Below are 12486 nucleotides of genomic sequence, written 5' to 3'. Positions count from 1 at the left end.
CGCCCAGGAGCGAAGATGGACATCAAGCAGCTGAAATTCCTCATCGCGCTCGACGAAACCCGCCATTTCGGCCAGGCCGCCGCACGCTGCCACATCACCCAGCCGACCCTGTCCATGCGCCTGCGCAGCCTCGAAGAAGAACTCGACCTGCCGCTGGTCAATCGCGGCCAGCGCTTCGAAGGCTTCACCGCGCCGGGCGAGCGGGTGCTGGCCTGGGCGCGCACGGTGTTGGCGGCCTATGACGGCTTGTATGCCGAGGCCGCCGCCTGTCGCGGCAATCTGGTCGGCACGTTGCGCCTGGGCATGGTGCCGTTGTCGAGCTTCGATCCGCTGCCGCTGCTGCAACGCCTGCACGCCGAACACCCGAACCTGCGCTTCGAGCTTTCAGCGTTGAGTTCGGAGCAGATCCTCGAACAACTGGCGAACAATCGCCTGGATCTCGGTGTTTCCTACCTGGAACGCCTGGACGCCGAACATTTCGACTCCCTGGCCTTCAGCGAAACCCGCATGGGCCTGCTCTACGACCAACGCTTCTTCACCTTTGGCGAGGCGCCGCTGAGCTGGGAATCATTGATCGAGCTGCCACTGGGCATGCTCACCAGCGGTATGCACTTTCGCCAGTCCATCGACCATAACTTCCATAGTCGCGGCCTCACCCCGCAACCCTTGCTGCAAACCGACGCCGTCCATCAACTGCTTCAAGCCGTGCACGGCGGCCTGTGTTGCGCCGTGATGCCCTTGGACGGTGGCCTCGAAGGGCTGACCGACCACTTGCGCCTGCAACCGATCGAGAACGCCCAGACCCTTGGCCGCCTGGGGCTGATCATGCGTCGCAGCGCGCCCCGCTCGGCCCTGGCGGAAGCCTGTTTCGCGATTTATCAGCAATCACTGACGAGCGCTTGATCGACGGCATCTATCGGTAGATCAGTATTAGCGATTAGACGCGACAGTTTGCCGCGCCTAGTCTTAAAGCTGATCAAACCGTGGGTGATGCCATGAACACCAAGCGCCCTGCCTGCGCGGCGCCTGCCCTCGAAACGCCCGCGCCCGCCGCCAGCCAGACGTACAGCTACAGCAACTTCCGCCCCACCGAAACGGAAAGCGTCGAATCGGACAGCACCGCGCTGGCCGAGGAAGTCGCGTTGGCGATTGCCTATAACGGCATCAGCCAGGCGGTCATGCTGGTAACGCCGACGGATCTGGAAGACTTCATTGTCGGCTTCAGCCTGGGCAGCGGCATCATCCAGGACGCCACGGACATCTACGACCTGCAACTGACCGGCTCGGGCTCGGCGCAATACGCGCAAGTGACCATCGCCAATCGCGCCTTCTGGAACCTCAAGCAGCAGCGTCGGCAACTGGCCGGCACCAGCGGTTGCGGGCTGTGCGGCGTGGAAGCGGTCGAGCAGGCCTTGCCGGACCTTCAAGTATTGCCCGGCACCCCGCTGCCACCCGTTGAATGGCTCGATGGCCTGCGCCAGCGCATCGGCGCCTTCCAGCCGTTGGGCCAGCATTGCGGTGCGGTGCACGCAGCGGTGTTCATGAACGATCAGGGCGAGTTGCTGATGGGCCGCGAAGACATAGGCCGACACAACGCCCTCGACAAGCTGATCGGTGCCCTTGTCCGCCAGAACATCCCGACCGCCGGCGGGCTGGCGATTGTCACCAGCCGCTGCAGTCTCGAATTGATCCAGAAGGTCCTGCGCGCCGGCATCCAGACCCTGGTCAGCCTGTCGTCGCCCACGGGCCTTGCCGTGCAATGGGCTCGGCGTCACAACCTCAACCTCATCCATTTGCCACAGAAGAATGCGCCGCGGGTGTACAGCCCAACGTTGGAGAATCAAGCGTGAGTCAACACCGTCAAGCCGACCAGACCCCCATCCCTCGCTACAAGCCCTACAAAGGTCCTGCCGGTGGCTGGGGTGCTCTGATCAGTGTGGCCCAGGCCTGGCTGACCAGCGACAACGCACTGAAAAACCTGCGCATCATGCTCAAGACCAACCAGAACGGCGGCTTCGATTGCCCGGGTTGCGCTTGGGGCGATTCTCCGGAAAAGGGCATGGTGATGTTCTGCGAGAACGGCGCCAAGGCAGTGAACTGGGAAGCGACCAAGCGCCGTGTCGACGCCAAATTCTTCGCCAGACACAGCGTCACTTCCTTGCTGGAGCAGAGCGACTACTGGCTCGAATACCAGGGTCGCCTGACCGAGCCGATGAGCTACGACGCCGAAACGGACCGCTATAAACCGATCAGTTGGGACGACGCTTTCGCACTGATCGCCAAACACCTGAACGGCTTGTCGAGCCCGGACCAGGCCGAGTTCTACACCTCGGGCCGTGCCAGCAACGAAGCGGCTTATTTGTACCAGCTGTTCGTGCGCGCCTACGGCACCAACAACTTCCCTGACTGTTCGAACATGTGCCACGAGGCCAGCGGTGTGGCGCTGTCGCAAAGTGTCGGCGTCGGCAAAGGCACCGTGACGTTCGACGACTTCGAACACGCCGATGCGATTTTCGTCTGGGGCCAGAACCCCGGCACCAACCACCCACGCATGCTCGAACCGCTGCGTGAAGCGGTGAAACGCGGTGCGCAAGTGGTGTGCATCAACCCCCTCAAGGAACGCGGCCTGGAACGTTTCCAGCACCCGCAACACGCGATCGAAATGCTCACCAACGGCGACAAGCCGACCAATACCGCGTTCTTCCGCCCAGCCCTGGGCGGTGACATGGCGATCATGCGCGGCATGGCGAAATTTCTCTTGCTGTGGGAACGCGACGCACAGAAAACCGGCGCACCCGCAGTGTTCGACCATGACTTCCTCAATGAGCACAGCGCCAATGTGCTGGAGTACCTGGCAGTCATCGACGACACCCCGTGGGAGCAGATCGTCGAGCAGTCCGGCCTGACCCTGGTCGAGATCGAGCAAGCGGCGCGCATGTACGCCAAGGGCAAGAACGTCATCATGTGCTGGGCCATGGGTATCACCCAGCATCGCCATTCGGTGGCGACCATCCAGGAGATCGCCAACCTGATGCTGCTGCGCGGCAACGTTGGCCGCCCGGGCGCCGGCCTGTGCCCGGTGCGGGGTCACAGCAACGTGCAGGGCGACCGGACCATGGGCATCAACGAACGTCCGCCGGCAGCCTTTCTCGATGCCCTGGAGCGCCGCTTCCAGTTCAAGGTGCCACGCCACAACGGCCACAACGTGGTCGAGGCGATTCATGCCATGGCCGAAGGCCGGGCGAAAGTCTTCATCGGCCTGGGCGGCAACTTCGCCCAGGCCACGCCAGACAGCCCGCGCACGTTCCAGGCGTTGCAAAGCTGTGACCTGACCGTGCAGATCAGCACCAAGCTCAACCGCAGCCATTTGACCCATGGCAAGGACGCGTTGATCCTGCCGTGCCTGGGCCGCACCGACATCGATATCCAGAACGAAGGCCCACAAGCGATCACCGTCGAAGACTCGTTCAGCATGGTCCACGCCTCCAATGGCCAGTTGCAGCCGCTGTCAAACCAGATGCGCTCGGAACCGGCGATCCTGGCCGGCATCGCTGCCGCGACCCTGGGCAGCCACCCGGTGGACTGGAACTGGCTGGTGGCCGACTACAGCCGCATCCGCGACCTGATCGCCGAGACCATTCCCGGTTTCACGGACTTCAACGAGAAGGTCAAGAATCCCGGCGGTTTCTACCTGGGCAACAGTGCCGGCGCACGCAAGTGGAGCACCGCCTCGGGCCGGGCCAACTTCCGCCCGAACGCACTGCCCAAAGACCTGGTGCACGAACGCACCCGCGCCACCGGTGTGCTGCCGGACCTGATCATGCAATCGATGCGCTCCCACGATCAGTACAACACCACGATCTACGGCCTGAATGACCGCTATCGCGGGGTGAAGGGACAACGCGACGTGTTGTTCGTCAACGAGGCCGACATCATTCGCCTGGGCTTCAAACCGGGGCAGAAGGCTGACATCGTTTCGCTCTGGGACGATGGTGTTGAACGTCGGGTGAAAGGCTTCACATTGCTGGCATTCGACATCCCGGCCGGGCAAGCGGCGGCGTACTACCCGGAAGTGAATCCGCTGGTGCCGCTGGAAAGCACCGGCGATGGCAGCCATACCCCGACATCGAAGTTCGTGGCAATCCGGTTGGAAGCGGCGAGCGAGACCGGGTTGATCATGGCCAGGTCTGCTTAACGCTTCGCCTGAACCGGCCTCTTCGCGAGCAAGCCCGCTCCCACATTGAATCCCTGTCGCGCACAAAGTTTGTGCTCGCTGAAGATCCAATGTGGGAGCGGGCTTGCTCGCGAATACGGTAGATCAAGCAACAATTTTTCCGGATCCAGCACTTTTCAATCGCCCACAAAAAAGGCCGTTCCCTCATGAAAACGGCCTTTGCGAAGTAGTAAAAGACCAGCAAAAAAACGTTAAGTTCCGCCCAAAAAACAGTAACTTGCAATATTGTATACACGTCGTGTTATTCGTCGGATTTCGATTGTCACGCCCATTCCAGAGCCTCAGGATCGCGCCGTCATCCCCTTGAGGTTCCTCCATGAAGTTCTCCTCGATTCTCTTGTTGTCCCTTGGCCTGGTCAGCGGTTTCGCGTCTGCTGGCGGCACCACCGAAGCCGGTGTAGGCGGCGCATTGGGCGGGGTTCTAGGCTCGGTCGTCGGTCAGTCGTTAGGCGGCAGTACAGGTTCCACCATCGGCGCGGCCCTGGGCGGCGCGGGTGGTAGTGCCGTCGGCGCAAACAAGCACAGCCGTGGCGAAGCGGCCATTGGCGGTGCGTTGGGTGCTGCGGGCGGTAACGTGGTCGGCCGCAGCGTGGGCGGCACCACCGGCAGCCTGATCGGCGCCGCAGCAGGCGGCGGCGCCGGTGGCGCGCTGGGTAACTACATGGGCAAAGAGTACGATAATGATGACGACGATCGTGGTTCGTATCGCGGCCATGGTGATCGTCGTTACTACCGTGACGGCCATCCAGGCCGCGGCCATGCCTATGGCCATCGCAAGCACCACCACAGGTACTACCGCGACTAAGGCCTCGAGCGCCTCGCTGATCAGTACAACAAAAAACGCAGCCCAAGGGCTGCGATTTTTTTTGCCTTACTGAACCACCAGACGCTCCAGCGCCCCGCGTAACCCGGCAGGAATCGCCACGGGTTGATTCGACGCACGATCGACAGACACATGCACAAAGCGCCCTGCCGCACAGGCTTCATCCTCGCCTTGCTTGAACACGGCCAGTTCGTACTGCACCGAACTGTTGCCCAACTTGCCCACGCGTAGACCGATCTCGATACGGTCCGGGAACGCGATGGAAGCAAAGTAATCACAGGAGGAGCTCACCACGAATCCCACCACCTCGCCGTCATGGATATCCAGGCCGCCGACTTCGATCAGGTAAGTGTTCACCGCTGTATCGAAGAAGCTGTAATAGGTGACGTTGTTGACGTGACCGTAGGCGTCGTTGTCGTGCCAGCGGGTGGTGATGGGCTGGAAGTGCGGATAGTCGGTGCGTTGGGGCATTGGCGTTGATTCCTGGAATGGGTTCACCAAGTCTAAGGCGAAAACCGCGTTATCGTTCTTCGCGAGCAAGCCCGCTCCCACAATTGATCTTCGGTGAACACAGATTTTGTGTACGACCGATATCCAGTGTGGGAGCGGGCTTGCTCGCGAAGGCACCCTTGCAGGCGCTACATCAATCACTGGTCAGCAAAGCCCTTGCCCGCCACCGCCAATTCACCAATCAACCGCGCCGGGTTCCAGTGATCGCCCTGACGCGTCTCAAGGTCGATCAGGCGCCGATGGATATCCGCCAGCCCTTGTTGATCCGCCCAGGCCATCGGCCCGCCCTTGTCCGCCGGGAAACCGTAGCCATTGAGGTAGACCAAGTCGATATCCCGAGCCGATCCGGCAATGCCTTCCTGCAGGATCTTCGCGCCTTCATTGACCAGTGCCAGCAAGCAGCGCTCGAGAATCTCCTCCGGGCCGATCTCGCGACGCTGAAACCCCAGTTCTTCACTGACTTGAAGCACCAGTGCATCGACCTGCGGATCGTGCTCGGCCTGCCGGCTGCCCGGTTCATAGTGGTAAAAACCGTTGCCACTCTTTTGGCCAAAACGCTCCATCTCGCACAGTCGGTTATCCACCTGAACTTCAGGCGCGTCCTGCCCGACACCGGACAGTTGCCGCGCGCGCCACTGCAGGTCAACGCCCACCACGTCGAACATGCGGAACGGCCCCATGGCGAAACCGAACCCTTGCAGCGCTGCGTCCACCTGGTAGGGATAAGCCCCTTCCAGCAGCATTTTCCGCGCCTCGAGCACATAGGTATTGAGCATGCGGTTGCCGATGAAACCGTCACAATTGCCTGCCACCACACTGACCTTGCCCATGCGCTGGCCGAGCGCCAGCGCCGCGTCGAGGACTGCCGGAGCAGTCTGCGCGCCACGGACGATTTCCAGCAGCTTCATGATGTGCGCCGGGCTGAAGAAATGCAGGCCCAGCACTTGCTGTGGCCGGCGTGTGGCTGCCGCGATAGCGTCGATATCCAGCGCCGAAGTATTGCTCGCCAGAATCGCCTCAGGCTTGAGCAGGCCATCGAGTTCACGGAAGATTTTCTGCTTGAGCTCAAGGTTTTCGTACACCGCTTCGATGACCAGGTCGACATCGCGGATGGCCACATAACCATCGGCCGCCGTTACGCGCGCGATACGGACGTCGGCTTCTGCCTGATCAATGCGGCCCTGACGCACACTGTGGGCATAGGTGTCCGCCACGGTTGCCATGGCCTGTTCCAGCATTTGCGGATTGTTGTCGACCCACTGCACGGCCACCCCGGCGTTGGCCAGGCACATGACAATGCCACGGCCCATGGTGCCCGCGCCGATGACGGCGGCGCGCTGAATATTCGACGGTGTCTGGCTCATGTTTTGTTCTCTTGTTGGCGATCCGAAGACAGCCATCACCATAGTCAGCCACCGCGTTTTTTTGAAATTTATTCCTGTGATGAGCAACATTCAGCGGATGGATGAGCCCTGTAGGAGCTGCCGAAGGCTGCGATCTTTTGATCTTTAACGTGAAGATCAAGATCAAAAGATCGCAGCCTTCGGCAGCTCCTACGGTTTAACGGGTTAGAGGTGCGCTTCGGCCCACCCGCGTACCTCGGCGTACGGATAATCTTCCAGCACCGCAAATCCGGGAATCGCCCGCACCTTGAGTTTGGTGAACAGCGGCACGCTGATCCCGCACAGAAACCGCGTCACGCGTTCAGCCGAAGGCACGTTGCCCGTGTGCTGCCCGTGCCTGTGGATAAAATCGCCACACAACGCCTCGAAATTTTTATCCACAAGCGCCGGCAATTCCGGTGGTGCCGGTAGCCGCACCACTTGCCCATGACACACCGAACAATGGCCACATTGCTGCGGAGCATTGTGGTCGCCGAAATACTCGGCCAGGCGATAGCCCAGACAACGGTCGGTGGCGAACAGATCCAGCATCGCGTGAATCCGCGCGATCTCGGTGTGTTCATGCCGAGTGAAATAATGGTGCAGCTCTTCGCTCAACGCGGCGCTGTCGAAGCCGCTTTGCAGCACGCTGTAGACCTCGGTCATCTGCTTGCTTTCGAGCTCCACCCAACCCTTCTCCTGGAAGTAGTCCAGCGCCTTGACCACCCGACTGCGCTCGGCCTGATGCTGCTCGTGCAACGTCTCGAAATTCACCGTGGCCCAGGTCCGGGCGCGGCTGGAGGTCTGGATGATCGCAGCGACAAAATCCCTGCGCTCGCCTTCAAAACGCGCCAACAGCGCCTCGGGCTCCTCCAGATACTTGAAGCGATACTCGGCGTAGTAGGCGTAACGCGGGGCGATCAACCCGCGCAATTCAAGTTGCACCAGCAAGGTCTTGAGCGGCAATTGGCGAATATTGCTCTGATCCGCCAACGGCCCCAGCAGAAACTCCCACTGCCCTTCGGGTGCTGCGGCCAGCATCTCGTCCAGCACGCAACGGATGCCATCGAGCTCGGGGGTGTCGCCGTAGACGAAGTTTTCCAGCACGTTGAGGCTGTCGCGGTTGGCCAACACCAGGCAGTCCGACGGCTGCCCGTCACGCCCGGCGCGACCGATTTCCTGGCTGTAGTTTTCGATGGATTTGGGCAGGTCGAAATGCACCACATTGCGGATGTCGCTTTTGTCGATGCCCATGCCGAAAGCGATGGTGGCGACGATGCAACTGGACTGCCCGCCCATGAAGCGACGCTGGATCGCTTCCCGTTGTTCATGGGGCAAGCCGGCGTGATAAGCCTCGGCCTGGATGCCGTTGCGGTTCAGGTGTTCGGCGATGTGTTCCGCCGTTTTCTGCAGGGTGACGTAGACGATGCTCGGCTGGTCCGCACGCTGGCTCATCCACTCGACGAGGCGTCGGCGCTTGTCCACTCCACGAACCGGCTCCACCAGCAAATTGAGGTTCGGGCGATAGAAACCGGTGGTCACCACATCGTCGGCGGCGATGGCGAATTTCGCCTGCATGTCGGCGATGACCTTGGGTGTCGCCGTTGCGGTCAGCAGCAGCACCTGAGGGATATTGAACTGGCGTTGATAATCGGGAAGCTTGAGGTAGTCCGGGCGAAAGTTGTGCCCCCATTCGGAGATGCAATGCGCCTCGTCCACCACCAGCAGCGAGATCGGTACTTGCTGCAGAAAATGCCGGAAGCGCTCGTTCTTCAGGCGTTCCACCGAGATCATCAGAATCTTCAGTTCGCCGGATTTTGCCCGAGCCATGACATCGCTCGCGTCTTCGCGGCTCTGGGCCGAATCGATACTGCCCGCCGAGATGCCGTGGCGTTGCAGGAATGCCAGTTGATCCTGCATCAACGCCAGCAACGGCGAGACCACCAGCGTCAGGTGCGGCAGCAACAGCGCCGGCAATTGGTAACAAAGGGACTTGCCGGAACCGGTGGGAAATATCGCCGCCGCCGAACGCCCGGCCAACACGGCACTGACGGCCGCCTCCTGACCGGGTCGAAACTGTGGATAACCGAAAACCTGTTCCAGGGTGTTGTGCATAAGCTGTCACTCCATTGACCGCTGCGGAATCAAAAGCCTAGCCGGCGATTGCAGCGAGTCGAGAAAAGGTCGGGGGCGAAAACGATACGGGATGATACAGCGTCCCAACCCACCGATCCCTGGCCATAGGTTGAAACACAGGAGGCACTTTGCCCACTGATCTCGGCCTTCGGTCAACAGGTATGGTTTACCGCCATCAACTTCCGCCAGGTGTCCATCATGCAGGAAGCCTGAGATACGCGGATCTTTATCAAGGAACGACCATGTCCCAAAGACACTTTATTCCGCTTGCCTGCTCGCTCGCACTCCCCCTTCTTTTGAACGGATGCCTGACTGTCCCGCAACAGCCTTCCCTGGACACGGCAGCATTTGAAACGGCGGAGTATCAGGCCCAAAAAGGTCTGGCGATTGTCAACGCATCAAGTCTTTATGCTCGCGGCGGCACCGGCCAGGGTGTGGCTGTCGCACTGATCGATTCGGGCCTGAACAGCGGCCTGCCGGCGTTTCGAGGAAGGCTCCGTGATCCGGGTTTTGACCATGTCGAGAATCAGGTCGGCACTTTTGATCGGGTCGGCCACGGCACCCAGATGGCCGGCATCCTCGCAGCCAACAAGGATGATCAGGGCATGCACGGCGTCGCATTCAATGCGCAGCTGATCCCCTATCGCTTCGGCGACGATAACGAACCCTTTTTCTTCGATGATGAAATCGCTCGGTCCTGGCAAGCAGGTTTCGACAAGGGCGCGCGCATCCTTAACAACTCGTGGGCCAACGCCATTCCTGCGACCGAAATCAACGAGGCGCGTTACAAGCAAGTCATGCCGCAATCACTGGTGACCGCGCGCAAACTGGTGGAGGACGGCGCCGTCTTTGTTTTCCCTACCGGCAATGAACTGAAACGAGAACCCTTGGCTGAACCCGGCTTGCCTGTCGCCTTACCCGAACTGGAAAAAGGCTGGATCGCGGTGGTTGCGTTGAAAAACGACGGCAGCGCCATCAATGCCAAATCCAACTATTGTGGCGTGGCGGCAGCCTGGTGCATTGCTGTACCGGGTGGCGACTCCGGTGCAGGGCAAGGCCTGCTGACCACCAACAAGGATGGCACCTACACCCAGACGGCTGGCACCTCGCCTGCTGCCGCGCTGGTCAGCGGAGCATTGGCGGCACTGCAAAGTCGTTACCCCGAGCTCACTGCGCAGCAAGTGCGCGAGCATCTGCTGGCGACGGCGAACCGGACTGGCCTCTATGCCAACAGTGAAGCGTACGGTAGAGGCTTGATGGATCTGGAAGCAGCCTCGCGCCAAGCGCCAGAGGTCATGGCCGAGTAAGTCTGTATGGGTCGTTCGGCAGCGTCGAGACAACCTCGCCAGTCTGAACCACCCACACGGTTCAGGCCCTTTGTGGAGGCGGGTTTGCTTGGGAAGAGACCAGCACAATCACTGTAAAACTCGAAACACCCGACATCGTCCGAGGCACCCTCTACCGAGATTTACGGCGAAACGACTGAGAATGCTGTAGGCATTTTTACCTCTCGCCATTTCACGTTGAAAACCCACCCACAACCTGTAGTCCCCTTCCTCCAAATATGACAAAACCCTTACAAAGCCTGTCGATCTCAGCCGTCTTGTCCACCAACGCCATCCCCTCCTATAGTTTCCAGCGCGGCTGAAAACAGTGTCTCGGCCTGCCCGGAACACTTGCCGATTTCGCACAGGACCACTCAATGAAAAACCCCGACTCACTGACAGCCCGCTACCACCCGCTCAAGACCCGCTACAGCGAAACCCCGGTGCTGGTCATCGATACCGAGGCCGATCCCTACGAGATCCTCGACGCCGCCCGACAACGCATCCGCGCCGCCAGCGACCTGCTCGAAACCCTTTATTGCACCTGCTTCAAACAGGCCGAAGCGGGCGACATCCCCAATATCGTCAGCGCCCTGTACCTGCTGACCCAGGACGGCAACGACCTGCTCGACATCGCCCGCCAGCGCTTGCCGAAACACGTTGCCAGTCCCACCACAACTCCCTGTGGGAGCGGGCTTGCTCGCGAAAAACGATAACGCGGTCCACTGTGGATAACGCCGTCAGCAACGACCTATGAAAGCTTCGGCAAGGTCCTACAAAACAAGACACCTTGTCGGCTATCGATGACCAGTCACTCAATCCTATAGTCCAGAGTGTCGCTGCCAAATCAGCGACTCGGGTTTGGTCACCTGAAAATGAGAGAAAACTAATGCATGCGCTTGTATGCTGCCGACATCTTTTTGTCGGCACGCTTTATGGCGGCTGTGTTTGGGACGCTTCGGCGTACCCGGGTTATCTCTCCCTGGTTTGACCAACCTGAACACAGTCCGCCTCCCATCGCTTGGTCACGATAGCGGCGGTTCATCGGCTACTAAAAGAGAAAATCCCTATGAACAAATGGAACCCGTTCACCAACGAACGCTATCTCCCACTCCACACCAACCTCACCGATTCCCCGCCCCTGATCATCGACACAGAAGCCAACCCCCAAGACATCCTCGAAGCCGCCCTCCAGCGCATTCGGGCCTCCAGCGAGCTGCTGCAAACCCTGCACTGCCAAAGCTTTAAGGACGGCGATGTCGAAGACATCCCACATATCACCCATGCGCTCTACCTGCTGACCCAGGACGGCTGCGACCTGCTCAAAGTCGCCCAGCAACGAATGCTCAACTGGAAAGCCCTGGTCTGACGTTGCGTGAAGATCAGTTCCCATGTTCTGCATGGGAACGATCAAAACAACAAAATCTGATCCAACGGACAGAAAGCATGGAAAGCCGACATCGAGCGCAGGAGATAACCATGAGCAAGTTTTTTAATGAGCTAATGGAAAGCGTGCAACAGATGAACGAGATCCTGCGGGATGAACGTCAGCCTTCCCCGCGACCTGAAAACATTGCCCCCAGGAACGATCAAGTCAGTCGCGCCTTCCTCTCGCGATCGGCAACCCATAAGATCCGCCCAAGCCCAACCGGACACCCCGCAATGAACCTCGCTCCCAACTTCCCGGACGACCACACCATGCAACTGCTCATGCAGTTGCTGCACGAAGAAATCGGTCTGCCCGAACGCAAAACCATTAGCCTCAACACCTCGATCAACTTTGATCTGGGCTGCGATGGCGCTGATGCCCTGCACCTGATGGAAGCACTGGAAGAACAGTTCGCCATCGACTTAGTCGACTACGATGCCTATTGCTACTTCCAGCCTGAAGGTTTTGATGTGTTTCTCAAGCGACGGGCGAAGGGGCGTGGCGATAAGGTTCCACTGACTATCGAAATGCTTTACCAAGCGATAAAAGCGCAACGTTGGGATACGCGAAAGCTGGAAGGGATCGATTGAACGCGTAAGTACCATTATTCTGGCCGTTTGAAGCTTTTTCAGCTGGAATAATGCTAG

The 12486-nt window shown here is 59.8% G+C and carries 11 protein-coding genes; 8 read left to right on the top strand and 3 right to left on the bottom strand.

All coding sequences use genetic code 11. The features are described from left to right. The first annotated feature begins 15 nt into the window (after positions 1 to 15). From ACEN83_RS00630 to ACEN83_RS00615, 4 genes are all read left to right on the top strand, one after another. Complete coding sequence (locus ACEN83_RS00630; protein WP_217836889.1) at positions 16 to 903, top strand: LysR family transcriptional regulator; 888 nt, start codon at positions 16 to 18, stop codon at positions 901 to 903. 92 nt (positions 904 to 995) lie between these two features. Then, positions 996 to 1850, top strand: coding sequence for a formate dehydrogenase accessory sulfurtransferase FdhD (gene fdhD, locus ACEN83_RS00625; RefSeq protein WP_495579235.1), 855 nt, complete (start codon positions 996 to 998; stop codon positions 1848 to 1850). Beyond that, a complete protein-coding gene (locus ACEN83_RS00620) occupies positions 1847 to 4195 on the top strand; it encodes an FdhF/YdeP family oxidoreductase (protein WP_495579234.1) in 2349 nt (782 codons plus the stop codon). Before fdhD ends, ACEN83_RS00620 begins: the two co-directional genes overlap by 4 nt. 355 nt (positions 4196 to 4550) lie before the next feature. Continuing rightward, the gene (locus tag ACEN83_RS00615; protein ID WP_007972847.1) at positions 4551 to 5039 is read left to right on the top strand and encodes a glycine zipper domain-containing protein; all 489 of its coding nucleotides are present in this window, start codon (positions 4551 to 4553) and stop codon (positions 5037 to 5039) included. Positions 5040 to 5105: 66 nt separating this feature from the next. Here the strand turns inward: ACEN83_RS00615 and ACEN83_RS00610 are convergent, their stop codons facing one another. The 3 genes from ACEN83_RS00610 to ACEN83_RS00600 all read right to left on the bottom strand — a co-directional run bounded on the left by ACEN83_RS00610 (position 5106) and on the right by ACEN83_RS00600 (position 9064). Next, positions 5106 to 5528 carry an acyl-CoA thioesterase gene (locus tag ACEN83_RS00610; protein WP_495579233.1) on the bottom strand — a complete coding sequence of 141 codons (423 nt, stop codon included), beginning with the start codon at positions 5526 to 5528 and terminating at the stop codon, positions 5106 to 5108. 176 nt (positions 5529 to 5704) lie between these two features. Next, positions 5705 to 6931: a 3-hydroxyacyl-CoA dehydrogenase gene (locus ACEN83_RS00605; RefSeq protein WP_495579232.1), complete on the bottom strand. Its 1227-nt coding sequence runs from the start codon at positions 6929 to 6931 to the stop codon at positions 5705 to 5707. A gap of 204 nt (positions 6932 to 7135) precedes the next feature. Next, on the bottom strand, positions 7136 to 9064 hold the full coding sequence (locus tag ACEN83_RS00600; RefSeq protein WP_495579231.1) for a RecQ family ATP-dependent DNA helicase: 1929 nt from the start codon (positions 9062 to 9064) through the stop codon (positions 7136 to 7138). A gap of 263 nt (positions 9065 to 9327) precedes the next feature. Between ACEN83_RS00600 and ACEN83_RS00595 the strand changes: the two genes are divergently transcribed. The 4 genes from ACEN83_RS00595 to ACEN83_RS00580 all read left to right on the top strand — a co-directional run bounded on the left by ACEN83_RS00595 (position 9328) and on the right by ACEN83_RS00580 (position 12429). Beyond that, positions 9328 to 10392: a S8 family peptidase gene (locus ACEN83_RS00595; protein ID WP_495580834.1), complete on the top strand. Its 1065-nt coding sequence runs from the start codon at positions 9328 to 9330 to the stop codon at positions 10390 to 10392. A gap of 395 nt (positions 10393 to 10787) precedes the next feature. Next, positions 10788 to 11126, top strand: coding sequence for a hypothetical protein (locus tag ACEN83_RS00590; protein WP_495579230.1), 339 nt, complete (start codon positions 10788 to 10790; stop codon positions 11124 to 11126). Between the two features lie 353 nt (positions 11127 to 11479). Then, positions 11480 to 11779: a hypothetical protein gene (locus ACEN83_RS00585; protein WP_495579229.1), complete on the top strand. Its 300-nt coding sequence runs from the start codon at positions 11480 to 11482 to the stop codon at positions 11777 to 11779. A 293-nt stretch (positions 11780 to 12072) separates the two neighbouring features. Then, positions 12073 to 12429 carry a DUF1493 family protein gene (locus ACEN83_RS00580; protein ID WP_495580833.1) on the top strand — a complete coding sequence of 119 codons (357 nt, stop codon included), beginning with the start codon at positions 12073 to 12075 and terminating at the stop codon, positions 12427 to 12429. The last annotated feature ends 57 nt before the right edge of the window (positions 12430 to 12486 follow it).

It is taken from the genome of Pseudomonas sp. Pseusp49, from assembly GCF_059491875.1.
This window is presented reverse-complemented; position numbering and strand designations above follow the sequence as displayed.

Coding starts and splice junctions, on each gene's coding strand:
- ACEN83_RS00585 (WP_495579229.1), top strand. CDS start 11,480: ATGAACAAATGGAACCCGTTCACCAACGAACGCTATCTCCCACTCCAC.
- ACEN83_RS00595 (WP_495580834.1), top strand. CDS start 9,328: ATGTCCCAAAGACACTTTATTCCGCTTGCCTGCTCGCTCGCACTCCCC.
- ACEN83_RS00600 (WP_495579231.1), bottom strand. CDS start 9,064: ATGCACAACACCCTGGAACAGGTTTTCGGTTATCCACAGTTTCGACCC.
- ACEN83_RS00615 (WP_007972847.1), top strand. CDS start 4,551: ATGAAGTTCTCCTCGATTCTCTTGTTGTCCCTTGGCCTGGTCAGCGGT.
- ACEN83_RS00630 (WP_217836889.1), top strand. CDS start 16: ATGGACATCAAGCAGCTGAAATTCCTCATCGCGCTCGACGAAACCCGC.
- fdhD (WP_495579235.1), top strand. CDS start 996: ATGAACACCAAGCGCCCTGCCTGCGCGGCGCCTGCCCTCGAAACGCCC.
- ACEN83_RS00605 (WP_495579232.1), bottom strand. CDS start 6,931: ATGAGCCAGACACCGTCGAATATTCAGCGCGCCGCCGTCATCGGCGCG.
- ACEN83_RS00580 (WP_495580833.1), top strand. CDS start 12,073: ATGAACCTCGCTCCCAACTTCCCGGACGACCACACCATGCAACTGCTC.
- ACEN83_RS00590 (WP_495579230.1), top strand. CDS start 10,788: ATGAAAAACCCCGACTCACTGACAGCCCGCTACCACCCGCTCAAGACC.
- ACEN83_RS00610 (WP_495579233.1), bottom strand. CDS start 5,528: ATGCCCCAACGCACCGACTATCCGCACTTCCAGCCCATCACCACCCGC.